Source organism: Comamonas antarctica (genome assembly GCF_013363755.1).
Lineage (GTDB): Bacteria > Pseudomonadota > Gammaproteobacteria > Burkholderiales > Burkholderiaceae_C > Comamonas > Comamonas antarctica.
Genome location: NZ_CP054840.1, coordinates 3896552 through 3920403, shown reverse-complemented (window position 1 = coordinate 3920403; position 23852 = coordinate 3896552). Strand labels below are relative to the sequence as shown.

Annotated in this window: 24 protein-coding genes; 7 read left to right on the top strand and 17 right to left on the bottom strand. The window is 67.2% G+C overall.

Translation table 11 applies throughout. The features are described 5' to 3' along the window. Positions 1-42: 42 nt before the first annotated feature. From HUK68_RS18255 to HUK68_RS18240, 4 genes are all read right to left on the bottom strand, one after another. A complete protein-coding gene (locus HUK68_RS18255) occupies positions 43-1257 on the bottom strand; it encodes an MFS transporter (protein ID WP_175505475.1) in 1215 nt (404 codons plus the stop codon). Between the two features lie 145 nt (positions 1258-1402). Then, positions 1403-2242: an undecaprenyl-diphosphate phosphatase gene (locus HUK68_RS18250; RefSeq protein ID WP_175505474.1), complete on the bottom strand. Its 840-nt coding sequence runs from the start codon at positions 2240-2242 to the stop codon at positions 1403-1405. 35 nt (positions 2243-2277) lie between these two features. Next, positions 2278-3804, bottom strand: a complete 1527-nt coding sequence (locus HUK68_RS18245) for a tripartite tricarboxylate transporter permease (protein ID WP_175505473.1) — start codon at positions 3802-3804, stop codon at positions 2278-2280. Between the two features lie 12 nt (positions 3805-3816). Further along, positions 3817-4263, bottom strand: coding sequence for a tripartite tricarboxylate transporter TctB family protein (locus HUK68_RS18240; protein ID WP_175505472.1), 447 nt, complete (start codon positions 4261-4263; stop codon positions 3817-3819). A gap of 394 nt (positions 4264-4657) precedes the next feature. Here HUK68_RS18240 and HUK68_RS18235 point away from each other — a divergent pair, with 394 nt between their 5' ends. Then, positions 4658-5008, top strand: coding sequence for a hypothetical protein (locus HUK68_RS18235; protein WP_175505471.1), 351 nt, complete (start codon positions 4658-4660; stop codon positions 5006-5008). Between the two features lie 14 nt (positions 5009-5022). Here the strand turns inward: HUK68_RS18235 and HUK68_RS18230 are convergent, their stop codons facing one another. The 5 genes from HUK68_RS18230 to HUK68_RS18210 all read right to left on the bottom strand — a co-directional run bounded on the left by HUK68_RS18230 (position 5023) and on the right by HUK68_RS18210 (position 10288). Then, entirely contained in the window at positions 5023-6480 is a 1458-nt protein-coding gene (locus HUK68_RS18230; protein ID WP_175505470.1) for a sensor histidine kinase, read from the bottom strand. Further along, positions 6467-7207 (bottom strand): response regulator, encoded by a 741-nt coding sequence (locus tag HUK68_RS18225; protein ID WP_175505469.1) that lies wholly within the window; start codon positions 7205-7207, stop codon positions 6467-6469. The genes HUK68_RS18230 and HUK68_RS18225 overlap by 14 nt, the downstream gene beginning before the upstream one ends. 112 nt (positions 7208-7319) lie before the next feature. Further along, complete coding sequence (locus HUK68_RS18220) at positions 7320-8579, bottom strand: putative Na+/H+ antiporter (protein ID WP_175505468.1); 1260 nt, start codon at positions 8577-8579, stop codon at positions 7320-7322. A gap of 241 nt (positions 8580-8820) precedes the next feature. Then, positions 8821-9270: an azurin gene (gene azu / locus HUK68_RS18215; RefSeq protein ID WP_175505467.1), complete on the bottom strand. Its 450-nt coding sequence runs from the start codon at positions 9268-9270 to the stop codon at positions 8821-8823. Positions 9271-9484: 214 nt separating this feature from the next. After that, positions 9485-10288, bottom strand: coding sequence for an exodeoxyribonuclease III (locus HUK68_RS18210; protein WP_175505466.1), 804 nt, complete (start codon positions 10286-10288; stop codon positions 9485-9487). Between the two features lie 11 nt (positions 10289-10299). On the opposite strand from HUK68_RS18210, the gene pyrE reads away from it, so the two are divergent. Next, the gene (gene pyrE / locus HUK68_RS18205) at positions 10300-11010 is read left to right on the top strand and encodes an orotate phosphoribosyltransferase (protein ID WP_175505465.1); all 711 of its coding nucleotides are present in this window, start codon (positions 10300-10302) and stop codon (positions 11008-11010) included. An 8-nt stretch (positions 11011-11018) separates the two neighbouring features. Next, positions 11019-11669: a DUF4124 domain-containing protein gene (locus tag HUK68_RS18200; RefSeq protein WP_434082448.1), complete on the top strand. Its 651-nt coding sequence runs from the start codon at positions 11019-11021 to the stop codon at positions 11667-11669. 4 nt (positions 11670-11673) lie between these two features. On the opposite strand, the gene HUK68_RS18195 is transcribed toward HUK68_RS18200, so the two are convergent. From HUK68_RS18195 to gatC, 8 genes are all read right to left on the bottom strand, one after another. After that, positions 11674-12036, bottom strand: a complete 363-nt coding sequence (locus HUK68_RS18195) for a hypothetical protein (protein ID WP_175505463.1) — start codon at positions 12034-12036, stop codon at positions 11674-11676. Position 12037: 1 nt separating this feature from the next. Further along, entirely contained in the window at positions 12038-13186 is a 1149-nt protein-coding gene (locus tag HUK68_RS18190) for a GTP pyrophosphokinase (protein ID WP_175505462.1), read from the bottom strand. 128 nt (positions 13187-13314) lie between these two features. After that, positions 13315-13548 (bottom strand): hypothetical protein, encoded by a 234-nt coding sequence (locus tag HUK68_RS18185; RefSeq protein WP_175505461.1) that lies wholly within the window; start codon positions 13546-13548, stop codon positions 13315-13317. Between the two features lie 194 nt (positions 13549-13742). Next, entirely contained in the window at positions 13743-14027 is a 285-nt protein-coding gene (locus tag HUK68_RS18180) for a hypothetical protein (RefSeq protein ID WP_175505460.1), read from the bottom strand. Positions 14028-14259: 232 nt separating this feature from the next. Next, the gene (locus HUK68_RS18175) at positions 14260-15369 is read right to left on the bottom strand and encodes an HPP family protein (RefSeq protein ID WP_175505459.1); all 1110 of its coding nucleotides are present in this window, start codon (positions 15367-15369) and stop codon (positions 14260-14262) included. A gap of 165 nt (positions 15370-15534) precedes the next feature. After that, a complete protein-coding gene (gene gatB, locus HUK68_RS18170; RefSeq protein ID WP_175505458.1) occupies positions 15535-16995 on the bottom strand; it encodes an Asp-tRNA(Asn)/Glu-tRNA(Gln) amidotransferase subunit GatB in 1461 nt (486 codons plus the stop codon). 23 nt (positions 16996-17018) lie between these two features. Beyond that, on the bottom strand, positions 17019-18515 hold the full coding sequence (gene gatA, locus HUK68_RS18165; RefSeq protein ID WP_175505457.1) for an Asp-tRNA(Asn)/Glu-tRNA(Gln) amidotransferase subunit GatA: 1497 nt from the start codon (positions 18513-18515) through the stop codon (positions 17019-17021). A gap of 10 nt (positions 18516-18525) precedes the next feature. Beyond that, entirely contained in the window at positions 18526-18825 is a 300-nt protein-coding gene (gene gatC / locus HUK68_RS18160) for an Asp-tRNA(Asn)/Glu-tRNA(Gln) amidotransferase subunit GatC (protein WP_175505456.1), read from the bottom strand. A gap of 216 nt (positions 18826-19041) precedes the next feature. Here gatC and HUK68_RS18155 point away from each other — a divergent pair, with 216 nt between their 5' ends. From HUK68_RS18155 to mrdA, 4 genes are all read left to right on the top strand, one after another. After that, positions 19042-20085 (top strand): rod shape-determining protein, encoded by a 1044-nt coding sequence (locus tag HUK68_RS18155; protein ID WP_175505455.1) that lies wholly within the window; start codon positions 19042-19044, stop codon positions 20083-20085. A gap of 104 nt (positions 20086-20189) precedes the next feature. Next, positions 20190-21194 carry a rod shape-determining protein MreC gene (gene mreC, locus HUK68_RS18150; RefSeq protein ID WP_175505454.1) on the top strand — a complete coding sequence of 335 codons (1005 nt, stop codon included), beginning with the start codon at positions 20190-20192 and terminating at the stop codon, positions 21192-21194. Next, complete coding sequence (gene mreD / locus HUK68_RS18145) at positions 21191-21709, top strand: rod shape-determining protein MreD (protein WP_175505453.1); 519 nt, start codon at positions 21191-21193, stop codon at positions 21707-21709. Before mreC ends, mreD begins: the two co-directional genes overlap by 4 nt. Before the next feature lie 19 nt (positions 21710-21728). Then, complete coding sequence (gene mrdA / locus HUK68_RS18140; protein ID WP_175505452.1) at positions 21729-23852, top strand: penicillin-binding protein 2; 2124 nt, start codon at positions 21729-21731, stop codon at positions 23850-23852.

Below are 23852 nucleotides of genomic sequence, written 5' to 3'. Positions count from 1 at the left end.
GCCATGCAAGACGCCCTGTGCAGCGATGCCCAGGGCGTTTTTTCATGCCTGCGGCGTGCGCGCCGGCACCCAGCGCGCCATCAGCGCCGCGGCCGTGAACGCAATCGCGCCGGTCGCGCCCACGCCCAGCGGCAGCGATACCGCGGCCGCGAGCAGCGCCACCAGCGCCGGCCCGGCCGTCGAGCCGAGATCCGCCATGAAGCGCCAGACGCCGAGGAAATAGGCGCGGCCGTGGCGCGGCGCGTGGTCGGCGCCCAGCGTCATGATCAGGCCCGAGCCGATGCCGTTGGCAAAGCCGATCGCCATGGCCGCAATTAGCAGGCTGGTGAAGCCGGTGGTGAACGGCACCAGCGCCAGCGCCGCGCCCATGATCAGCATCGAGGGCAGCGCGACCCAGCGCCGGCCCCGCGCATCCATGATCTTGCCCGCGGGATAGAACAGCAGCATCTCGATGCCGCCCGCGAGGCCGTAGATCAGCGAGGCCGCGGCGGGCGCGAGCAGCAGATGGTCGGCCCACAGCGGCAGCACCGCCTGGCGCGAGGCGCGCACCGCGCTCACCAGCAGCACCGCCAGGCCCAGCGTCAGGAACACGCGGCGATGCTCCCGGAGGATCGTGCGCCAACCGGTAGGGACCGGCGCCTGCCCCGCGGGCGGCGCCGGCTCGGGCAGGTCGGGCACGCGCATGCCGATCAGCGCGGCGCCGACTACGCCCGCAATGCCGACCCAGAACGCTGCCGCCATGCCATAGGCATGCACCACCGTGGCCGCCAGGAAGGGCCCGACGAACAGGCCGATGCGCATCACGCCGCCCAGCGTCGACAGCGCCCTGGCGCGATAACCGATCGGCACCGCCGCCGTGAGATAGCTCTGGCGCGCGATGTTGTAGACCGACTGCGACATGCCGACCATGAAGCAGCCCAGTCCGAACAGCTCCAGCCGGCGCGTCAGCAGGCACAGCAGCATCGCGGCAGCGCTCCAGAAGCCCGCGGCAATGATCGCGCCGCGCTCGCCCCAGCGCATGGTGATGAACGAGGCCGGAATGTTGTTGAGCAGCGAGCCCAGGCCCAGCAGCGTGACCATCAGCGCGGCCAGCGCAATGCTGGCGCCGAGTTCGCGCGCCATCAGCGGAATCATCGGCAGGATCGCGCCTTCGCCGATGCCGAACATCAGCGAGGGGCCGAAGGCAGGCAGGGCGATGCGGCGCAGCGAGAAGGCACTGGAATCGGCGTATCCAGCGGTATCGTCGGTCGAGGGCATGCGGTGGTCCGAAGAGGGCGGCGGGCCGGTCACCTGCCTGTGGCGTGGATGGTACTCCGTCCACTTGCCGGCTGCGGCGGCGTGGCGCGATCCACGGCCCGTGGGGCCCTGCGCCGGCGCGGCCGCCAGCTCGCCGGGGCGACCCTCAGAGGGGCGCGAGCCAGCCCATTTGCAGCGCCACGATGACGGCGACGCCCAGAACGATACGGTAGTAGACGAAGGGGCGAAAGCTCTGGCGCGAAATGAACCGCATGAAGCCGGCGATCGCGATGTAGCCGACGGCGAACGCCACCGCCGTGGCCAGCAGCGTCGGGCCGGCGCCTACGGGCCCTGGCTGGCCCCAGGACCGCAGCAATTGATAGAGGCCAGACGCCAGCACGGCGGGAATGGCGAGCAGGAACGAGTAACGGACCGCCGCCTCGCGCGTGTAGCCCAGCAGCAGTCCGGCGGTGATGGTGCCGCCAGAGCGGGAGACGCCGGGAATCAGTGCGAGGGCCTGGGCAAAGCCCATCAGGATGCCGTGCTTTACCGTCAGCGAGGACATCTCCCGTGCCCTGCGCCCTATGCGATCCGCCCACCCCAGCACCAGGCCGAAGCCGATCAGCATCGCCGCCGTGAGATACAGATTGCGCAGGCTGTGCTCGATGAAGTCCTTGAGCAGCAGGCCCAGCAGCGCAATCGGCAGGGTTCCCAGCAAGACCAGCCAGCCCAGGCGAGCCGCCTGCGCGTCGACGCCGGCGCCGCCGCGCAGCGAGCGGCACCAGTGGCTTGCAATGCGCCAGATGTCGGCCCGGAAATACAGCAGCACCGCCAGCTCCGTGCCCAGCTGCGTGATGGCCGTGAAGGCCGCCCCCGGGTCAGCCCCCGAGACCAGCAAGGGGCCGAAGATGCGCAAGTGGGCGCTCGAGGAGATGGGAAGGAACTCCGTCACCCCCTGCAAGATGCCCAGCAGCAGGGCATCGAGCCAACCGAAAACCTGATCCATAGCGGGTTGCCCGGTTGCACTCAGCATTCACATCCTTAACTTGACAGTTGTTCGGCCACCTCGAGTTCGCGCTTGGCTTTGATGGACTTGCGCACCGTCGACCAGATCGCCCACATCAGCATGGCAGCGGTACATGCCAGCAGCGTGGCGCTGATGGGGCGCGTGACAAAGACCATCGGGTCGCCGCGCGAAAGCAGCAATCCCCGGCGCAGATGCTCTTCCAGCATCGGCCCGAGAATGTAACCCAGCAGCAGCGGCGCGGGCTCGAAGCGCAGCACCATCAGCGCGTAGCCCATCACGCCCAGCACCGCCACCGAATAGATATCGAAGGTGTTGTTGTTGACGCTGTAGACCCCGAGGGCGACGAACACCAGGATGGCGGGATACATCCATGCGAATGGAATGCGCAGCAGTGCGACCCAGAGCCCGATGGTCGGCAGATTGAGCACGACCAGCATGATGTTGCCGATCGCAAAGCTCATGATCAGTCCCCAGAACAGGGCCGGCTGCTCGGTGATCAGCATCGGTCCGGGCTGGATGCCATGGATGATCAGCGCGCCGAGCATGATGGCCATCACCGCGTCGCCAGGGATGCCCAGCGACAGCGAGGGAACGAAGGCCGTCTGTGCCGCCGCGTTGTTGGCGGACTCCGGCGCGGTGATGCCTTCGATGGCGCCCTGGCCGAAGCGGCTGGGATCCTTGGCGACCTTCTTCTCGATGGCATAGGCCATGAAAGCGGCAATCGAGGGGCCCACGCCCGGCAGGGCGCCCAGGGCAGCGCCCAGCGCGGAGCCACGCGCCATGGGCTTCACGGTCGTCTTCAGTTCTGCCCGCGTGGGCATCATGGAAGCCAGCGATACCTTCTCCAGCTTGCGATTGAGGTCGGCAGAGTTGATGCTGCGAACCACCTCCGCCACGCCGAACAAGCCCATTGCCAGCGCGACCAGATTGATGCCATCCGTCAGTTCCGGCACATCGAAGCTGAACCGTGCCACGCCCGAGTTCACATCGGTTCCCACCATGCCCAGCAGCAGGCCGAAAACCACCATGCACAGCCCCTTGGCGGGCGAGCCCGCGGTCATGGAAGAGGCGGCCACCAGCCCCAGCACCATCATCGAGAAGAACTCTGCCGGACCGAACTTCAGTCCGATTTCCGCGATCAGCGGCGAGAACAGCACCAGCAGGACCAGGCCCGACATCGCGCCCGCCAACGAGGCGATGGTGGTCACGAACAGCGCCAGCCCCGCCTTGCCCTTCTTGGCCAGCGGATAGCCGTCCAGGCAGGTGACGGCCGAGGACGGCGTGCCCGGCAGGTTCAGCAGGATGGAGGCGGTGGAGCCGCCATACTGCGCGCCGTAATAGACACCGGCCAGCATGATGATGGCCGCGGCGGGAGTCATGTGATAGGTCAGGGGCAGCAGCAGCGAGATGGCCGCGAGGGCGCCGATTCCGGGCAGCACGCCAACGACGGTGCCGAGAAATACGCCGAAGAAGCAGTACGCCAGCGTGATGGGCTCACCGGCCACTTGCAGGCCAAGCCAGAGATTTCCTAGGAGTTCCATAGTCGTACGCGCTCAAGCGCTCCAGGGCCACAAGGGAAGAGCCATCTGCAGGCCCAGCGGGAAGATGAGAGCGGTCAGCAGCGCCACCGAGGCGCAGACCACCAGCCGGGTGCGCAGGCGCATGGGCGAAGGCACCAGGGCCAGCAGGCAGGCGGCAAAGGACGCCGGAACGACGCCAAGCCGGTTCAACGCCGCGGCGAAGAACACCAGCGCGAATATCGACCATCCCAGGTTCTTCCACTGGACCTCGATTGCCTGCCCCCGCCGCCACCACGCGGGCAGGGCGACGAGCAGGCCCAGAACGAACAGAACGCAGCCCAGCACGACCGGAAAGTAGCCTGGACCCATGCGGGCGGTGGTTCCGAACGCATATTGGGAGCCATGAACGGCAAAGTAGAGCCCGGCGGCCGCCATCAGCAAGCCGCCCACCAGATCATGAATGTCTCTTGTGATTTTCATTTTGAAAGCGTTGAGAGTCGAATGACTCGAGAAGGAGGTTCCGATGCCCGGGCGCATCGGGACTGCCAAGCACGGCGGTGCCGCCGGACCACTGGTAGGCCGGAGTCTAGGACTGCGCGGAGCGCGGGCGGAGGGCGTTTGTATTGGAATATGTTGGCCCGCAGGGCGGCAATATTTCAATTCAAAAGGAGGCTGCAAGCGCATCGCCGCGGCTTCGGGGCGCCGATAAATTGATGCGGTGCCGAGACATCTTTACCTCCCAAGACCAGACCCGCGGCTGGCCCGATTTCTTTCGGGCGCCTATTTCTGTGCGTTTGGCACAGCTCTGGCGTGCGCTGCACGCTTCGTCGATCGCGGCGCCGAAGCTGCCTGGTCCGCGGTCCCGCACCCGGTCGTGGCGGGCATCCTGTGCGCATTGGCCGGCGACATCGTGATGGCCATGACGCTGCTGCAGCGCAACCCTTTGCGCGTCGGGCCGCGCCTGGCCACCAGCCTGCTCGCGGTGCTGGGCGGCAACGCCCTGTTTGCCATGGCGCTGGGGGGATTCTCGGACTATGGCCTGCCCGCCATCGGCATGGTCAGCGGCATCTACCTTGCGGGGTTTGCTTGGCGCCTGTCCGGGGAGGACATCCGGCCTGCGGCCCTGCTGGCGTTTGCCGGCGTGCTGGGTCTGGGCAGCTATCTCGCCCATGTCGTGACACTGGGAATTCCCATGCCGCTGTGGCCCAGCTTCATCGTCGGCTAGCAGGGCCGCCCGTGCTAGATGCGAGGAATGGTCAGAACGGCCTCCAGGCCCCTGGGGGAACGGTTGCGCAGTTCCAGCGTGGCGCCATGGGCCTGTGCAATCGAGCGTGCAATCGACAAACCCAGGCCCGATCCCTTGAGCTCGGCGTTGCGCGACGACTCCACGCAGTAGAACGGTTCAAACACCAGTTCCATCGATTCTTCGGGAATGCCCGGGCCGTCGTCGACGATGGCGATGCGCAGTTCCCGGGCGCTGTCGGCCACATGGATCTCCGCCGCGCCGCCGTAGCGGATCGCATTCTCGAGCAGATTCTGCAGGCAGCGCCGCAGGCTGGCGGCATACGCGGACAGCGGCAGCCGCGCCTGCCCCTGCAGCGCCAGCTTTGCGCCAGCTTCCTCGAAGTCCGCGCGCAGCCCGGCGAGCAGACCGTTCACGTCGACCTTCTGGCGGGCTTCGGCATGTTCTTCCCCGCGCATGAAGTCGAGCGTGGAGGACACCATCTGTTCCATCGCCTCGAGATCCTGCCTGAACCTGGCCTGCAGCGGTCCGGACGGCAGCAGTTCCGTGCGCAGGCGCAGGCGGGTGATGGGCGTGCGCAGGTCGTGCGACACCGCCGCCAGGAAGCGCGTGCGTTCACGCCGGTCCTCCAGCAGTCGGCGCTGCATCAGGTTGAAGGTCTGCGCCGCCTGGCGCACTTCGCGCGGCCCGTCCTCGGGCAGCGGCGCGCGGTGGAGATCCCGTCCCAGGGCATCGGCTGCGGCAGCCAGCCGGCGCATGAGCTGCAGCACCCAGCGCACGGCCAGCAGCGCCACGGCAATGACCAGCAGGATGCGCAGGACGTAGATCCGCAGCACATAGTCGATGATCATGCTCACCGGCTCGGCCTCGATACCGCCCTGCGCTTCGGACGCCACCACCTCCAGCCACTGCCCTGGCTGCGCCGGCAGCGGCACCGCTATGCGAAAGTGGCCGACCGGCTCGCGTGCCGCCAGCAGGCGCCAGAGGGTTGCCGTCCTGCCGTGGTCGTCGATCAGTTCGGCCGCGAGTACCTGTGCGTGGCGCTGCACGCCCAGCCGGTCGCTGAGGGATTGGTTCAAGATGTCCTCGACGGAGCGGATGAGGTCATCGGGATCCTCCCCGCTGGGCATGGGCCCATGGCGCAGCGTGAGCTGGAACTGCCCCGACTCCAGGCTGGCGAGTTGCTGCGCGGCGGGCAGCGCCGAAGCCAGCTCGAGCGTGCGCAGGGTGTCGGCCAGCTGCACCGAAACCAGCCGAATCGGCATTTCCATGGCGTGCCGGTAGCGCAGATCGAACCATACCGAGCTGGTGACCCCCTGGGTAATCAGCATGCCCAGCCCCAGCACCCAGGCCAGGCGGCTCCAGAGGGAGTCGCTCCAGGGGCGCAGCCACCGGCAGCACCGCTGGCGCCAGCGCTGCCTTCCCGCCGGCGGGTGGCCGTCAGGCGGCGGCATGTCCGTGCGCGCCTTCCTGCACGTCCGCTGTCAGCACATAGCCGGCATGCCGCACCGTGCGGATCAGGGCCGGGCGACGGGCATCCTCCTGGAGGGCCATGCGAAGGCGGCTGATGCACACATCGATGGCGCGGTCAGTCGGTGCCCGCTCCTTGCCGAAGACCTGCTCGATCAGGAAATCGCGGCTCAGCGTGCGGTGCGGATTCTGCAGCAGCAGGCGCAGCACCTGGTAATCCGAATCGCCCAGCGCAATGACGATTTTCTGCGGCGAAAGCAACTGGCGCTGGCGGGTGTTGAGCTGCCACCCGCAGAAGTGCACCACCGGCGCGGCCTCGGCCTCGCGTGCCGGCGGAAAGCTGTGGGTGCGGCGCAGCACGACCTTGATGCGCGCCAGCAGCTCGCGGGGATCGAACGGCTTTGGCAGATAGTCATCGGCGCCCATCTCCAGGCCGACGATGCGGTCGAGTAATGCACCCCGGGCCGTGAGCAGAATGACCGGCGGGCCGCCGCGCGCACTCAGGTTGCGGCACAGCGTCAGCCCGTCCGTGCCCGGCATCATGACGTCCAGCACGACCAGCGAGATCGCGTGCTGGGCGAGCTGCTGCTGCATTTCCGTCCCGTTGGCGGCGGCGGCAATCCTGTAGCCCGCCGCCGCCAGGTATTCGCACAGCAGGCCGCGGATTTCGGGATCGTCATCGACGATCAGGATGCGTTCTATGGATTGCATGGAGATGTCACTGCCTGGTGTGCCCTGCCGGACGTCAGTCGCTGGCATCCTCTGCCGCCCCGGCGTCGCAGCGGCCCGCAAGCCCATGTTTCAGCCGCGGCTGCATGGGGTTTCAGAGGAAAAGCAGTGCCAGGGCCGCCACGCTGGTGGGCAGCAATGCCCCCAGAAGCAGGCCTGCCGCACTCACGGTCTCCTCCGTGAAGCCGCGCTTCAGCAAGGCCACCCCGGCTGGATTGGGCGCGTTGGCAATCACGGTCAGGCCGCCACCCGCCACCGCACCGGCGACCAGCATGTACTTGGACTCGTCGGAGATGCCCTGGATCAAAGAACCGAGATATGTGAGCGCGGCGTTGTCTGTGATCGCCGTCAGGCCCAGCGCGCCCAGAAACAGGGCGATGGGCTCCAGTCCGGAAACGATGGGTTGCAGCCACCACCGCTGCATGCCGCCGAGCACGACCAGCCCCGCCAGGAAGAACGCCACCAGCAGCGCCTCCTTCAGGATCAACGGCGACTGATGGCGGGCGTAGGCATGGGTATAGCCCATGAACATCAGGAAGAGGCCCAGAAACACCACCGGATGGTGGGCAAATACCACGACGGCGGCAAGCAGCAGCAGATGGACGGCGACAACCGTGAGGGGGATGGATTCCCTGCCGGCATCCTGCATGTCAGCGGGGGCATCCTTCAGGTGCGGGCGGATCACCAGCGTCGCAAGGGTGGCGTTGACGAGCACCGCCAGCGCCGCTTTCCAGCCAAAGTTCTGGAACATGAAGGCACTGTCCCAGTTCCAGGCGCTGGCCACCATCAGCACGGGCGGCGCGGCATAGGCCGTCAGCGTGCCACCGATGGAGATGTTGACGAACAGCACACCCAGGGCCAGGTACTTGGAGCTTGCGGGAATGTCCGTGCGAAAGGCCAGCGGCGCGAGCATCAGGGCAGCGATCGTCATGGCGGCGGGCTCGGTCACTGCGGACCCCAGCAAGGGCACGGCTGCCAATCCCAGCCAGACCATCGCCACGCAGGTCCTGACCGGTGCCAGCTGCGCCAGCTTGCGGGTGGCTGCCGTGACGGTCCAAAGCACGGGTCGGGAGGCGGCGATCACCATCACTACGAAGACGAACAGCGGTTCGGTGTAGTTGCGTGATTCCGCGTATTCCAGCGCTGCCAGCCCACCCATGAAGAAGGCCATGAAGATGACCAGGATGATGGCCCAGAAGCCAAAGACCACCTCGACCTCGCCCAGCAGATGAAAAAAGCCTGCATGGCGCGGAAAGCGGTGGGAGAGTCTTTCAAGCTGCTTGGCAGCGAAGGTGTGTGCAAGGGCCAGGGCGAACAAAGCCGCGGCTATCCATTGGATAGGATTGTCGGTCATCGATACAGAGTCGGTTGAGCCGCGAGGCGGCCCGACCTTCGCTGTACCTGGCATTCCCACATGGCATACCACCCACTGCCGAGTCTAGTGGAATAACGAAAGGCATATCGTTGCCGTTCGGTAATCTCCCTGAGCTGGCGTGCCGGGAGGCGGCGCCAGATGACCCGCCCTGGCGCCGCGCCCGCTGCGCCCAAGCCCCGGCAGCCTGCTGCGCAGGGGCGGTTCGAAACGCAAAGGGCGATCAGGCGCCCAGCTTCAGCGCGCCCTTCATGATGCCGGCGTGGCCGGGGAAGGAGCAGAAGAAGCTGTAGTCGGTGCCGGCCTTGATCTTGGCCACGGGGAATTCCACGGTGGTGCTTTCGCCGCCGCCGATGACCTTGGTGTGGGCGATCACGCGCGCGTCGTCCTTCTTCACGAAGTCGGCCGCAGCGCCGGCCTTCATGCCGTCGGCGTTGACGGCCTGCATGTCGGCGGCCGTGGTCACGACCAGGTTGTGGCCCATGGCGGTCTTGGGCATCTTGCCGGTGTGCTTCAGCGTGACCGTGAAGTTCTTGCATTCCTTGGGCACGGTGATGCTCTTGGTGTTGAACTGCATCATGTCGTTGGCTTCAACGGTGGTGGCGCAGTCGGCGGCAAAGGCGGGAGCAGCAGCGCAAGCGGACAGAGCCAGGGTAGCGAGAATTTTCTTCATGATCAGGTTCCAGAGTGAATGTCGAAGTCCTAATACCGCCGCCATTGCGGTTCGATAAAACCGAACATGCTGAACGCATTTTGCGCAATGGAATTAGGTAATAACCCTAGTTTAGACATAAGCTAATTCCCGCCACTTGAGCCACCGCAAAAGGCCCGCCCGGGATGGCGGTTTTGTGTCAGATACAAGACTCAATGGCGCGGTAGCCCTTGCCTCAAAGCGTGAATTCGTAATCCACCGTGATCGGCGCGTGGTCCGAGAACTTCACGTCCTTGTAGATGTGCTCGGCGCGCGCCAGCGCCGCCGTGGCGGGCGTGGCCAGGTGGTAGTCGAGGCGCCAGCCGACGTTCTTGGCATAGGCCTGGCCGCGGTTGCTCCACCAGGTGTAGCACGCGTCGGTGGTGTCGGGGCACAGGTGGCGGTAGACGTCGATCAGCCCGCCCGTGGGCTCGGTGGTGTGCAGCAGGGCCGTCATCCAGGCGCGTTCCTCGGGCGTGAAGCCGCTGTTCTTCTGGTTGCTGCGCCAGTTCTTCAGGTCGTTGTTCTGGTGCGCGATGTTGATGTCGCCGCAGAGCACGAATTCGCGTTCGCCCTTCATGCGCATCAGGTGGGTGTGCATCTCGGCCAGGAAGCGGAATTTCGCGCTCTGGCGCAACTCGCCCGACGAGCCGCTGGGGAAGTAGGAGCTGATGATCGACAGCTTGCGCGCGGGCGTGTCGAAGCGCGCCTCGACATAGCGGCCCTCGGCGTCGAACTCGTGCGAGCCGAAGCCGACGACCACATCGCTGGGTTCGTGCCGGCTGTAGATGCCGACGCCCGAGTAGCCCTTCTTCTCGGCGAAATGGAAGTGTCCGCGCAGTTCGGCGAGCACTTCGAAGCGCCCGGCAATATCAGCGGCCTGGGCCTTGACTTCCTGCACGCAAATACAATCCGGCGCAGTGGCCGCGATCCAGGACTCGACGCCCTTGGTGGTGGCGGAGCGGATGCCGTTGAGGTTGAGGCTGGTTAATTTGAACAAGGATGGTTCCCATGGTGATAGGTGACGCGCGTCAGGACGACAAGAATCTTCTGGCGCTGGAATTTGTGCGGTTTGCCGTCGACGCAGGCGTGCTGCGCTTTGGCGAATTCAAGACCAAGGCCGGGCGCATGAGCCCGTATTTCTTCAATGCGGGCCTGTTCGACGACGGCGCCAAGATGGGCCGGCTCGCAGAATTCTATGCAAAAGCGATCCTCGCCAGCGGCATGGAGTTCGACATGGTGTTCGGCCCGGCCTACAAGGGCATTCCGCTGGCCGCCACGGTCGCCGTGGAACTCGCGCGCCAGGGCCGCAATGTGCCGTTTGCCTACAACCGCAAGGAAGCCAAGGACCATGGCGAAGGCGGCAGCCTGGTCGGCGCACCGCTCCAGGGCCGGGTGCTGATCATCGACGACGTGATGTCGGCGGGCACGGCGGCGCGCGAGTCGATTGCGCTGATCAAGGCCGCGGGCGCGGTGCCGCATGCCGTGGCGATTGCCCTCGACCGCCAGGAAATGGCCACCGAGAACGGCCAGGACGTGCCGCACAGCGCAGTGCAGTATGTGCGCCACCAGCTGGGCATGCAGGTCTGCACGATTGCCAACCTGGCCGACCTGCTGTTTTATCTGGACCAAGGCACGCCGGATGCCGGACAATCCATGCAGGAACACCATGCCCGCGTGCTGGCCTATCGCCAGCGTTACGGAGTCAACGACAAGGGGTAATCCGGTACATGCAGTGGATGCCGATCATCGCCAGGGTTTCGGGGTCGGCAGCCGCTGCCATCGCATGCGCCGTGGCGCCGGCCATGGCCCAGCCTCGAACCGAGGCCGGCATCTACAGCTGTACTGATTCCCAGGGCCGGCGCATCACCGCCGACCGCCCGATTGCCGCCTGCCTCGACCGTGAACAGCGTGTGTACGGCCCCTCGGGCGTGGAACGCGCGCGCGTCGGCCCGACCCTGACCGAGGTGGAGCGCGAGGCGCTGGCGGCGCAGCGCCGCCAGCAGCAACTCGCCGAGCAGCGCGCGCGCGAGGAAGAGCGGCGCCTGCGCGCGCTGGTCTACCGTTACCCCGACAAGGCGGCGCATGATACCGAACGCGCCGCGGCCATTGCCCAGATCGACGACCTGGCGGCGCTGGCGCAGCGCCGCGTCGCCGACCTGCGCACCGAGCGCCGCAAGCTCGATGCCGAAATGGAGTTCTACGCCAAGGACCCGGCGCGCGCGCCCGCGGCGCTGCGCCGCCAGGTCGCCCAGAACGACGACGCAATGGCCGAGCAGGCGCGCTATCTTGCCGCCCAGGAGCAGGAGAAGCGGCGCATCCACCAGCGCTTCGATGCCGAACTGGCGCAGTTGCGCGCGTTGTGGACCACGCCGCCCTGAAGCGTCAGCCGCGCCTTTGCTGCTCGTTGCGCAGCAGGCGCAGCACCAGCTGCAGCATGAAGGCCCCGCCCCAGGCAATCGCGCCAATGAACAGCGCCAGCGACACCAGCGTATCGGTGCTCATCAGCTGCGCCAGTGCCGCATCGGTGAGAAAGCGCCCGTAGCCGGTATAGGCGGCATAGCCCCACCAGGCCAGCGCGCCCAAAGCAAAAGCCCAGGCAAGGCGGCGGGCGGTGCGCCCCTGGGAGGAATCCGCCGCCACGGCGCGGGCCGCGCGCCGCACGCGCCAGACCGCGGCCAGCGTGATGAACAGCGCCGCCAGCACCGACGTGTAAAGCCGGGCAAAAGGGTATTCGGACCAATCCATGTCAGTGCGCGGGGGCCGTGTCTTGCGGTGCCGCCAGCCAGCGTTCGAAGGCCTGGCGCATGTCGGCGCCCAGCAGGTGCTGGAAGCTGCGCTTGTCGCTGAGATACATGCAGTGCCGGATCACCTCGTACGGGCTCATGGTGTCGCCCGCATGCTGCTGCTCGAAATGCTTCTTGTAGTCCTTGACGGTGCTGACATGCGTGCGCATGCTCTGGTTGAAGCCGGTGCGCGTCAGGCCCGGGCGGAAGCTGTTGATCTCCTGCGTGAAGCTGTCGACCTTGTGCGGCGTGAACTCGAAGCCGTTGAAGAAATGGTTGGCAATGCGCAGGAAGCCAAAGGCATCGAGCTGGTGGCCGCGCGCGGCCGCGGCCGTGGCCGCCAGCGCCGAGTCGGCATGGGCCTTGTCGCTGGCCGCGGCACTCGCGTGCGGTGGCGGGCTGCCAGGCTGCTCCTCGGCTTCGAGTTCCTGATAGGCGTTCGGGCTTTCGGCCTCGGCCAGTTCCTGGGCCGTGGCATCGCGGATCTCGCGGAACTCGCGGTCCGCCAGCTCGAACAGCGCGGCCAGCGTGTTGATGCGGCGCTTGAGGCTGCCGGGAATCGATTTCTTGTACTTGATCTGGTGATCGAGCACGCTCCACGAATCCTGGATGATGGTGCGGATCTGCACCTCCACGCGCGCGTCGGCATAGGCCGCGTATTCGGGCAGGCCGCGCCGCGCCGCGCCCAGGCGCAGGTCCAGGTGCAGGCCCTTGTAGCCGAATTCGCCTTCGGTGCTTTCCAGCGACGCCGACTTGTCGGTGGTATCGATGACCTCGAAATGCTCGGACAGCACCTTCTTGATGCGGTGCACTTCGTCCTCGTAGAGGCACACGATGCGCAGGCCGATCAGGTCGGTCACATGCTCCTCGATGGAATACGGCTGCTGCGCGCTTTCGAGCTGCAGCAGGTATTTGCTCTGGAACTTGTGGATGCATTCCTCGCGGTCCTTGACGCGCGCCTCGATCTTCGAGAGCTGCAGCCCGGGCACCTGCTTGAGCAGCGAGCGCGCGAGCGCCGCAAAAGTCTCCTTGGCCTCCTCCAGCGCATCGAGGTGCTGGTCGTAGAACTGGCGGAAGTGCTTTTTTTCAAGCTTGAAATCCAGGGAGGGCATGGGCAGGAAGGAAACCGGAAGTGAAAGGTCAGGGGTTAGTTGAGCGGCAGGCGCAAAAGTTCAGCCGCGCGCCAGCGCAATGGAAAAGACCCGCGCGATGGCGGCGCGGGTGCGGCCGCCGGCCGTGTTCAGACCGTGCGCCAGACGGTGGCGGCGCCGCTGCCCTGGGCCGGCAGGGCCTGGATGCCCAGCACCGGCGCGTGGCGCTGGAGCTGTTCCTCTATCTGAGCCACCTCTTCATCGGAGGCCGTGCCCTGGCTGTATTCGCTGGCGATACCCGCAGCGGTGAACGACGAGGCATCGAACTTCTGCACGATGTGGCGGAGCTTGTCGAGATCGAGCTGGGCAATGGTGGTACTCATGGCTGTGTCCCTTTCTGTCGTCGCAATCGAACCCGTGGCGGCCTGGTGCGTGCGGCCGCTTCATGGGCATAGTGTAGGTGACTGCGGGCAGGCTGGGGCGCCGGCATGGCCTGGGCCGCGCCGGGGCTGAAGGCGCGCAAAGCCGCAAGCGCATAGAGGTTAATTCCCGGGCATGGCCGGGACGCGCCGCGCGCTCAGTCGTTGCGTGCCAGTTCGTCCAGCAGCGCTTCGCGCACCAGCGCCGCGATGCGGCTTGCCAGTTCGCCGCTGACATGCCACTCGCCATGGTTGAGTGACACCACGAAACCCCGCGCCATGCCGGGCACATGGCGGCTCAGTGCATAGGCAATGGCCTGCTCGCGCAATCCCGCCTGGCAGGCTTCGGGCACGAAGGCCGGGCCTTCATAGACATCCGAGCCCATGGCGGGCGGCCACAGGTCGGGTGGGGTGCGGCGGATGAAGTCGAAGTGGGCGGACATACAGATCGTGCTCCTGGTGTCTGAACCTGAACGGAGTGCGAAGCGCAAGCTCCGTGTTCCGGCATGCGTCCAGTTCCGCAACATCCATGCCATCCGATTTAGGTGCGTTTCCGTGCCGCAGCAGTTTGCCAAGTCATTGATTTCATTGATGTAGACCGTTTTCTCGAAGCAGGGCGGGCGGCCACGTTACGCTGCTTGTCACGTAACCCCGGGGGTAACGTCACGGCCCGACCTAGCGCAGCGCCAGCAGCGCGCGGATCACATCGGTGCGCGTGATCAGGCCCGCGAGCTGCGTGCCGCGCAGCACCGGAATGAAGGGCACGGTGTGCTGGGCCAGCGCGCCCAGCAGTTCGCCCAGCGGCGTGGCTTCCTGCACGCACAGCTCGGGCGCGCGCATCAGCCGCTCGACCGTGGTCACCGGCAGGCGCGGGCGCAGCAGCGCGCGCCAGCGGCTGCGGCGGTGGCCTTCCCAAAGCCAGTCGAACAGGTCCGAGCGCAGCAGCAGGCCGCGCAGCTCGCCCTGCGCGCCCAGCACGGGCAGGCTCTTGACCGGATGGCGGTGGAACAGGTCGGCAACGGTTTCCAGCGTGTCCGCGGGCGTGGCCGTGAGCAGCCTGGCCGACATGACCTCGCCGCAGGTCACCGCGGCAAAGCGCTTCTGGATGGCCTGTTCCTCGGCCGCCGCGAGCAGTTCGCCCAGGTCTTCGGGGCTGAGGTTGTAGGACTGGTCGAAGCGCGTGAGCAGGGCCGTCAGGTCCGCGTTGCTCAGCGCGAGCCGGCCGGCGCTGGGCTGGCGCGCCTGGGCCGGCGCGGCATGGCGCAGCGGGTAGCTGCGGCGCGTCGCGCGGTGGTAGAACACGCCCGCGAGCACCAGGGCCAGCGTCAACAGGAACACCGTGGCAATCAGGTGCCAGCCCAGCGGCACCAGCTTCGGCGCGGTCAGCGCCACCAGCAGCGCCATCGCGCCGCCCGGCGGATGCAGCGCGCGGCACAGCAGCATCACGGCAATCGCGCCGCCAACGGCAAACGCCTCGGGCCAGGGGCTGGGCAAATGGGGCAGGGCGCTCAGCAGCAGCAGCGCCCAGAGCGCCGACAGCGTATTGCCCATGATCGCCGGCCAGGGCTGGGCCAGCGGGCTGTTGGGCACCGCAAACACCAGCACCGCGCTCGCGCCCAGCGGGGCAAACAGGAACAGCAGGCCGTCGGCCGCGCCCAGCCAGACCAGCAGCCCGGACAGCGCCAGGCCCAGTGCCGCGCCGAGCGAGCTGTGCAGCAGTTCGCCGCCGGAAGGGCGCTGGGCCAGAGGGCCCCAGCTGCCGAGGAGTCGCGTGAGAGATTGCATGCAGTTTCAGCTTTGGCGTAGTTCGCGGCCTAGGAAACTGGCGTGGCTCAGCAAGGAGGCAGCGAGGAAGGGCCGCCCCTAGGCGGGCCCCCCGCACCGAGGCTGCCGTCCCTGAGCGGGCCTCCCCCTCCACCGAAGGATGAGAGGGGGAAGCGTCGAAGACGCTCAGGGGGCGAGTTTCAATTTCAGGAGCTCGTTGACCTGGCCGGGATTGGCCTTGCCCTTGGAGGCCTTCATCACCTGGCCGACCAGCGCGTTGAAGGCCTTGTCCTTGCCCGCGCGGTACTGCTCCACGTTGCCGGGGTTGGCGGCAATGACTTCATCGATGATGGCTTCGAGCGCGCCGCTGTCGTTCATCTGCTTGAGGCCCTTGGCCTCGATGAGCGCGTCGACGCTGGTCAGGTCATCGCCGGCCTCGCCGGCCCACAGCGCCTCGAACACCTGGCGCGCGGCGTTGTTGCTGATCGTGCCATCGGAGATGCGGCCTATCAGCTGCGCCAGCTGGGCGCTGCCGACCTTGGCCTGGTCGATGCCGATTTCCTCGGTGTTGAGGCGGCGCGAGATCTCGCCCATGATCCAGTTCGACGCCAGCTTGGGCTGGTTGCAGGCCTGGGCCACGGCTTCGAAGTAGCTGGCCATGTCCTGGCTCTGCGTCAGCGTCGTCGCGTCGTACTCGGGCAGGCCGTAGTCGGCCACGAAGCGCGCGGCGCGCTGGCGCGGCAGCTCGGGCATCGCGCCGCGCACCTGCTCGACCCAGCTCTCGGCCACCACCAGCGGCGGCAGGTCCGGGTCGGGGAAGTAGCGGTAGTCGGCCGCGTCTTCCTTGGTGCGCATGGCGCGCGTCTCGCCGGTGTCGGGATTGAACAGCACCGTCGCCTGCTGGATCTGGCGGCCGTCCTCGAGCTCCTCGATCTGCCAGCGGATCTCGTAGTCGATCGCCTGCTGCATGTTCTTGAAGCTGTTGAGGTTCTTGATCTCGCGGCGCGTGCCCAGCGGGCCGCCGGGCTTGCGCACCGAGACGTTGGCGTCGCAGCGAAAGCTCCCTTCCTGCATGTTGCCATCGCAGATGCCGATCCAGGTCACGATCTTGTGCAGCTCGCGCGCATAGGCCACGGCCTCCTCGGACGAACGCATGTCGGGTTCGGTGACGATCTCCAGCAGCGGCGTGCCGGCGCGGTTCAGGTCGATGCCCGACTGGCCGATGAAGTCCTCGTGCAGCGACTTGCCCGCGTCTTCTTCCAAATGGGCGCGCACCAGGCGCACGGTTTTCTTTTCCTCGCCCAGGAAGAACGACACTTCGCCGCCCTGCACGACGGGAATCTCGAACTGGCTGATCTGGTAGCCCTTGGGCAGGTCGGGATAGAAGTAGTTCTTGCGCGCGAAGATGCTGCGCGGCGCGATGTGCGAGCCCAGCGCCAGGCCGAGCTTGATGGCGCACTCGACGGCCTTGCGGTTCATGACCGGCAGCGTGCCGGGCAGCGCCATGTCGACGGCGCAGGCCTGGGTGTTGGGCTCGGCGCCGAAGGCCGTGGCCGCGCGGCTGAAGATCTTCGACTGGGTCGCGAGCTGGGTGTGGGTTTCGAAGCCGATGACGACTTCGTAGCCGTGGATGAGTTTGGCAGTCATGGGGTAACGGTGCTCCTGCGTGATCACAAGGCCAGGGGGCGGCGCAGGTGGAAGTCGGTGGCTTGCTGGAAGCGGTGCGCGGCGCCCAGCAGCTGGCTTTCGCGGAAGTAGTTGCCGATCAGCTGCAGGCCCACGGGCATGCCGCCGGCGCCGAAGCCCGCGGGCAGGCTCATGCCGGGCAGGCCGGCCAGCGATGCGGGCAGCGTGTAGATGTCGGCGAGGTAGTTCGCCAGCGGGTCGCTCTTGGCGCCCAGTTCCCAGGCCACCGTGGGCGCGGCCGGGCCGGCGATCACGTCGCAGTGCTGGAACGCGGCCTGGAAGTCGTCGGCAATCATGCGGCGGATCTTCTGCGCCTGCAGGTAGTAGGCATCGTAGTAGCCTTCGCTGAGCACATAGGCGCCGATCATGATGCGGCGCTTGACCTCGTCGCCAAAGCCTTCGGCGCGCGTCTTCTTGTACATGTCGACCAGGTCGGTGTAGTGCTTGGCGCGGTGGCCGAACTTCACGCCGTCGAAGCGCGACAGGTTGGACGACGCCTCGGCCGGCGCCAGGATGTAATAGACCGGAATCGACAGCTCGGTGCGCGGCAGGTGGATGGGCACCAGCTTGGCGCCCAGCTTCACGTATTCCTGCAGCGCGGCATCGACCGCGGCGCGCACGTCGGCCGACAGGCCGTCGCCGAAGAATTCCTCGGGCACGCCGATGCGCAGGCCGGCAATGTCGTTGCCCAGCGTCGCGCCGAAGTTTTCCACAGGACGGTCGAGCGAGGTCGAGTCGCGGTCGAGGTCGGGTCCGCACATGGCGCTCAGCAGCAGTGCGCAGTCCTCGGCGCTGCGCGCCATCGGGCCGGCCTGGTCCAGGCTCGATGCAAAAGCAATCATGCCGTAGCGCGAGGCGCGGCCATAGGTCGGCTTGATGCCCGTGACGCCGCAAAACGAGGCCGGCTGGCGGATCGAGCCGCCGGTGTCGGTGCCGGTCACGGCCGGCGCGAGGCGCGCGGCCACGGCCACGGCCGAGCCGCCCGACGAGCCGCCCGGCACGCGCGACAGGTCCCAGGGGTTGCGCACCGGCGCGGGCGCGTCGAAGCCCACGGGGGCGACGGCCGAGTTCTCGTTGGCCGAACCCATCGCGAACTCGTCGCAGTTGAGCTTGCCCAGCGTCACGGCGCCGGCTTCGGCCAGGCGCGTGACCACGGTCGCGTCAAACGGCGAGAGGTAGCCGTCCAGTATCTTCGAGCCGGCGGTGGTGGGGAAGTCGCGCGTGACGAAGATGTCCTTGTGCGCAATCGGCACGCCGGTCAGCGTGCCGGCGTTGCCGGTCGCCAGCAGCGCATCGGCGGCGCGCGCCTGGGCCAGCGTGGCTTCTTCATTGAGCGCCACATAGGCGCCCAGGTTCTGCTGCGCCTTGGCGCGGTCCAGGAAGTGCTGGGCGGTTTCAACGGCCGACACCTGGCGCGTGCGCAGTTGTTCGGCGAGCGCGGTCACGCTCAGATCGTGCAGATCGGTGGAATGCGAAGTCATGCGGGAAGCCTTACTCAATCACTTTGGGAACCAGGAACAGGCCGCGCTCGACGGCCGGCGCGTTGCGCTGGTTGGCTTCGCGGTTGTTGGGTTCGCTGGCAATGTCGTCACGCAGGCGCAATTGCACGTCCTCGATGGCCGCCACGGGATGGGACAGCGGCGCAATGCCCGAAGTATCCACGGCCTGCATCTTCTCGACGATGCCGAAGAAGCCGTTGAGCTGGGCAAGCATGCGCTCACTTTCGGCGGGGGATAGTTCAAGCCGCGCCAGATTGGCGATGCGCCCGATGTCGTGAGAGGTCAGTGCCATAGGGGGTTTTGGAAAGAGGAAACCAGAAGTAAAGCTGTGATCCGGGTCAAGCCGGCAGGGGTTGTTCACAGGGGATACGGTATTATCTCGGCTTTGCCGCTCTACCATCTTTTCCAGGCGGTATTTGCGGCATTGGACCTAATTGCACTCCCATCCCCCCCCTGACACCTGGTGATGACCGGCCGACGCGCCTGCCATGCCTGAGAGGACTGTTGAATGTTCGGAGCTTTTCGTCGGTATTTCTCCACCGACCTGGCCATTGACCTTGGCACAGCAAACACGCTTATTTTCGCCCGTGACAAAGGCATTGTCCTGGATGAACCCTCGGTTGTCGCGATCCGCCACGAAGGCGGCCCGCATGGCAAGAAGGTGATCCAGGCCGTCGGCAGCGAGGCCAAGGCCATGCTCGGCAAGGTGCCCGGCAACATCGAAGCCATCCGCCCGATGAAGGACGGCGTCATTGCCGACTTCGTCATCACCGAGCAGATGATCAAGCAGTTTATCAAGATGGTGCATCCCCGGACGCTGTTGTCGCCCAGCCCGCGCATCATCATCTGCGTGCCCTGCGGCTCGACCCAGGTCGAGCGCCGCGCCATCAAGGACGCGGCCGAGGCCGCGGGCGCGCGCACCGTGCACCTGATCGAGGAACCGATGGCCGCCGGCATCGGCGCCGGCTTGCCGGTGTCCGAAGCCTCGGGCTCGATGGTTGTCGACATCGGCGGCGGCACGACCGAAGTCGGCGTGATCTCGCTGGGCGGCATGGTCTACAAGGGCTCGGTGCGCGTCGGCGGCGACAAGTTCGACGAAAGCATCATCAGCTACATCCGCCGCAACTACGGCATGCTGATCGGCGAGCCCACCGCGGAACTGATCAAGAAGCAGATCGGCTCGGCCTTCCCCGGCTCCGAAGTGCGCGAGATCGAAGTCAAGGGCCGCAACCTGTCCGAAGGCGTGCCGCGCAGCTTCACGATCTCGAGCAACGAAGTGCTCGAAGCGCTGACCGAACCGCTGAACCAGATCGTCTCGGCCGTGAAGAACGCGCTCGAACAGACCCCGCCCGAACTCGGCGCCGACATCGCCGAACGCGGCATGATGCTGACCGGTGGCGGCGCGCTGCTGCGCGATCTCGACCGCCTGCTGGCCGAGGAAACCGGCCTGCCGGTGCTGGTCGCCGAAGAGCCGCTGACCTGCGTGGTGCGCGGCTGCGGCATGGCGCTGGAAACCCTCGACCGCCAGGGCAACATCTTCACCAGCGAGTGAGCGCCAGGCTGCACGGACTGCGGTAGGCGGCGAGATTTGACACACATGGCTGCGCAAGATTTTCGACTGCCGGCGGCAACGCCGTCAGCGCCGGGGCACGCCTGATGCCCGCGGGAACCCTCGACCGGCGCGTGCCCTCGCTGTTCCGCCAGGGGCCGTCGGCGCTGTCGCAGCTGGCCTGCTACAGCGCGCTGGCGCTGTTCCTGATGGTGGCCGACGCGCGCTTCAAGCTCACCGAACCCGTGCGCAAGGCCGTGGCCAGCGTGCTGTATCCAGTGCAATGGCTCATGGTGCAGCCCGTGGCCCTGGTCAACGAAGGCATGAACTACCTGCAGACGCTGGAGCAGGCCCAGGCCGAGGCGCGCGCCGCCGACCAGCGGCTGGTGCAGGTCGCGCAGAGCGCGCACCTCGCCGAGCAGCTGCTTGACGAGAACCTGCATCTGCGCGCCCTGCTGGCACTGCGCGAGCACCTCGCCAGCCCGGGCCAGGCCGCCGAAGTGGTCCATGACACGCCCGACCCGTATACGCGCCGCGTCGTCATCGACCGCGGCGAGACCTCGGGCATCGTGCTCGGCTCGCCGGTGCTCGACGCCAATGGCGTGCTGGGCCAGGTGACGCGCGTCTATCCGCGGCGCGCCGAAGTCACGCTGCTGATCGACCGCGACCAAGCCATTCCCGTCTTCAATCCGCGCACCGGCGCGCGCAGCGTGGCCTATGGCGACCCGGCGCCCGGCGGCGGCGGCAGCATCGAGCTGCGCTTCGTGCCCAGCAATGCCGATGTGGTCGAAGGCGACCTGCTGACCACCAGCGGCGTCGACGGTGTCTATCCTGCGGGCATTCCGGTGGCGCGCGTGCTGCGGGTCGAACACCGCGCCGATTCGGCGTTCTCGCGCATCTATTGCGAGCCCATGGCCCGCGTCCAGCAGGCGCGCCATGTGCTGGTGCTGCCGCCGCTGGCGCTGGTGGCCGCGGACGACGCGCCGCCGGCGCAAGCCCCCGCGGCCGCTGCTGCCAAGGCGCCCGCCCCGCCGGCCAAGGCAACTGCGGCGGCCGCACCCGCGGCTGCTGCTGCACCCGCGGCGCGCGCGCGCCAGGAGACTTCGCGATGATCATGCCGCGCGGCCAGCCGCTGCTGCTGCCGGTCAATCCGGTATTCATGGGCGCCAGCCTGATTGCGGCCCTGGCCATCAACATGCTGCCGCTGGGCCGCGTGGTCTGGCTGCCCGATCTGATGATGCTGCTGCTGGCCTTCTGGAGCGTGCACCAGCCGCAGCGCGTGGGCATGGGCCTGGCCTTCATCTTCGGGCTCTGCATGGATGTGCAGCACAGCGCGCTGCTGGGCCAGCATGCGCTGGTCTACTGCCTGCTGCTGTTCGGCACCAACCTGGTGCGCCGGCGCCTGCTGTGGTTCAGCCTGCCGGTGCAGGCGCTGCAGATGCTGCCGCTGTTCTTCCTGGCGCATGCCGTGGCGCTGGTCGTGCGCCTGATCGGCGGCGATGACTTCCCGGGCTGGACCATGGCCATCGCGCCTTTGGTCGAAGCGCTGCTGTGGCCCTTGATCAGCGGCTTGCTGCTCGCGCCGCAGCGGCGCGCGCCCGACGCCGACGAAAACCGGCCGCTGTGAGCAGGGGGAGGGTGGCCGCATGATGGAAGTCCTGGACTCCGAAGCCGAACAGTCGCGCTTTCGCCTGCGTGTCTGGGTGATCGCGGCCGTGGTGCTGCTGGCGTTCTGCGTGCTGGTCTGGCGCCTGCTGGTGCTGCAGGTGGTGCGCCACGAAGACCTGGCCGAGCGCGCCGAAAGCAACCGCACGGCGGTCGTGCCCATCGTGCCCAACCGCGGCCAGATCCTCGACCGCAATGGCGTGGTGCTGGCCACCAACTATGCGGCCTATACGCTGGAGATCACGCGCTCCAAGGTCAAGGACCTCGAAGCCACGATCGACGAACTCGCCACCCTGGTCGAGATCACGCCGCGCGACCGGCGCAAGTTCAAGCGCCTGGTCGAGGACTCGAAGAATTTCGAGTCGCTGCCGATCCGCACGCGCCTGAGCGACGAGGAAGTCGCGCATTTCGCCGCCCAGCGTTACCGCTTCCCCGGTGTCGACATCAAGGCCCGGCTGTTCCGCTCCTATCCGCTCGAGGACACCGCCAGCCATGTGATCGGCTACATCGGCCGCATCAACCAGCGCGAGAAGGAAGTGATCGAGGACTCGGAGGACGCAGCCAACTACCGCGGCACCGAGGTCATCGGCAAGCTGGGCATCGAGCAAAGCTACGAAAAGGACCTGCACGGCCTCACCGGCTGGGAGCAGCTCGAGACCTCGGCCGGCGGCTACGCCGTGCGCAAGCTCGGCAGCCGTGCCGCGACGCCCGGCGACAGCCTGGTGCTGTCGCTCGACATCCGGCTGCAGCGCATGGTCGAGCAGCTCTATGGCAACCGCCGCGGCGCGCTGGTGGCCATCGATCCGCGCAACGGCGAGGTGCTGGCCATGGTCAGCCGCCCGACCTTCGACCTGAACCTGTTCGTCGACGGCATCGACCAGGAAAGCTGGTCGCAGCTCAACGAATCCATCGACCGGCCCATGCTCAACCGTGCGCTGCGCGGCACCTATCCGCCGGGCTCGACCTACAAGCCGTTCATGGCGCTGGGCGCGCTCGAGCTGGGCGCGCGCCGCACCGACACCATCGTGCAGGACAACGGCAGCTGGACCTTCGGCGGCCACACCTTCCGCAGCGGCCATCCCAACGGCGCGATCGACATGCACCGCGCGATCGTCAAGTCGAGCAACGTGTACTTCTACCAGCTGGCCAATGACATGGGCGTCGACACCATGCACGACTTCATGAAGCCGCTGGGCTTCGGCCAGCTCACCGGGCTCGATGTGCGCGGCGAGGCCCGCGGCGTGCTGCCCAGCCAGGAGTGGAAGCGCAACACCTACAAGCGCCCCGAGCAGAAGAAATGGTATGCGGGCGAGACCATCTCGCTGGGCATTGGCCAGGGCTACAACAACTTCACGCTGCTGCAGCTCGCGCATGCGATGGCCACGCTGGCCAACAATGGCGTGAAGCACCAGCCGCACCTGGGCCTGGGCAAGGTCGACGCGCTGACGCGGCGCTACGAGCCGCTGCCCCAGCCCGCAGGCATCGACCTGGGCTACAAGCCGCAGAACGTCGCGGCGGTGCGGCGCGCGGTCGCGGCCGTCACGGTCGAGGGCACGGCGCGCGGCATTTTCATGGGCGCGCCCTATACCTCGGCCGGCAAGACCGGCACGGCCCAGGCCGTGAGCGTGGGCCAGAAGGAAAAATACAATGCCGCCCGGCTCAGCGAGTACCAGCGCGACCACTCGCTCTACATGGCGTACGCGCCTGCCGACAATCCGACGATCGCCCTGGCGCTGATCGTCGAGAACGCCGGCTTTGGCGCGGTGGCGGCCGGGCCGATCGCGCGCCGGGTATTCGACTACTGGCTGCTGGGCCAGTATCCCAGCGAAGAAGACATGGCCTCGGTGCGCTCGGGCCAGGCGCGCACGCCCATGGGCCAGCCGCGCCGCGCCAACGACATCACCCTGCCCGCCGACAGCGTCGCGCTCGAAGGCCTGCCGCGCAAGGTCCTGCCTGATCCCTACCCGCCGGCCGCACCCGCCGAGGCCGGCGCCAAGAACAGTGCGTCCGGAGCCAAGCCCGCCACGCCCGCGCTGCGGCCGCCGACCCAGGCGGCAATGGCTGCAGCGGCGGCCGCCAGCGCGGCCTGGGTGCCCGAGGACTGA

Excerpts from the sequence above, each read along its gene's own strand:
- HUK68_RS18255 (WP_175505475.1), bottom strand. The coding sequence starts at position 1,257 with ATGCCCTCGACCGACGATACCGCTGGATACGCCGATTCCAGTGCCTTC.
- HUK68_RS18250 (WP_175505474.1), bottom strand. The coding sequence starts at position 2,242 with ATGGATCAGGTTTTCGGTTGGCTCGATGCCCTGCTGCTGGGCATCTTG.
- HUK68_RS18245 (WP_175505473.1), bottom strand. The coding sequence starts at position 3,804 with ATGGAACTCCTAGGAAATCTCTGGCTTGGCCTGCAAGTGGCCGGTGAG.
- HUK68_RS18240 (WP_175505472.1), bottom strand. The coding sequence starts at position 4,263 with ATGAAAATCACAAGAGACATTCATGATCTGGTGGGCGGCTTGCTGATG.
- HUK68_RS18230 (WP_175505470.1), bottom strand. The coding sequence starts at position 6,480 with ATGCCGCCGCCTGACGGCCACCCGCCGGCGGGAAGGCAGCGCTGGCGC.
- HUK68_RS18225 (WP_175505469.1), bottom strand. The coding sequence starts at position 7,207 with ATGCAATCCATAGAACGCATCCTGATCGTCGATGACGATCCCGAAATC.
- HUK68_RS18220 (WP_175505468.1), bottom strand. The coding sequence starts at position 8,579 with ATGACCGACAATCCTATCCAATGGATAGCCGCGGCTTTGTTCGCCCTG.
- azu (WP_175505467.1), bottom strand. The coding sequence starts at position 9,270 with ATGAAGAAAATTCTCGCTACCCTGGCTCTGTCCGCTTGCGCTGCTGCT.
- pyrE (WP_175505465.1), top strand. The coding sequence starts at position 10,300 with ATGGTGATAGGTGACGCGCGTCAGGACGACAAGAATCTTCTGGCGCTG.
- HUK68_RS18200 (WP_434082448.1), top strand. The coding sequence starts at position 11,019 with ATGCAGTGGATGCCGATCATCGCCAGGGTTTCGGGGTCGGCAGCCGCT.
- HUK68_RS18195 (WP_175505463.1), bottom strand. The coding sequence starts at position 12,036 with ATGGATTGGTCCGAATACCCTTTTGCCCGGCTTTACACGTCGGTGCTG.
- HUK68_RS18190 (WP_175505462.1), bottom strand. The coding sequence starts at position 13,186 with ATGCCCTCCCTGGATTTCAAGCTTGAAAAAAAGCACTTCCGCCAGTTC.
- HUK68_RS18185 (WP_175505461.1), bottom strand. The coding sequence starts at position 13,548 with ATGAGTACCACCATTGCCCAGCTCGATCTCGACAAGCTCCGCCACATC.
- HUK68_RS18180 (WP_175505460.1), bottom strand. The coding sequence starts at position 14,027 with ATGTCCGCCCACTTCGACTTCATCCGCCGCACCCCACCCGACCTGTGG.
- HUK68_RS18175 (WP_175505459.1), bottom strand. The coding sequence starts at position 15,369 with ATGCAATCTCTCACGCGACTCCTCGGCAGCTGGGGCCCTCTGGCCCAG.
- gatB (WP_175505458.1), bottom strand. The coding sequence starts at position 16,995 with ATGACTGCCAAACTCATCCACGGCTACGAAGTCGTCATCGGCTTCGAA.
- gatA (WP_175505457.1), bottom strand. The coding sequence starts at position 18,515 with ATGACTTCGCATTCCACCGATCTGCACGATCTGAGCGTGACCGCGCTC.
- gatC (WP_175505456.1), bottom strand. The coding sequence starts at position 18,825 with ATGGCACTGACCTCTCACGACATCGGGCGCATCGCCAATCTGGCGCGG.
- HUK68_RS18155 (WP_175505455.1), top strand. The coding sequence starts at position 19,042 with ATGTTCGGAGCTTTTCGTCGGTATTTCTCCACCGACCTGGCCATTGAC.
- mreC (WP_175505454.1), top strand. The coding sequence starts at position 20,190 with ATGCCCGCGGGAACCCTCGACCGGCGCGTGCCCTCGCTGTTCCGCCAG.
- mreD (WP_175505453.1), top strand. The coding sequence starts at position 21,191 with ATGATCATGCCGCGCGGCCAGCCGCTGCTGCTGCCGGTCAATCCGGTA.
- mrdA (WP_175505452.1), top strand. The coding sequence starts at position 21,729 with ATGATGGAAGTCCTGGACTCCGAAGCCGAACAGTCGCGCTTTCGCCTG.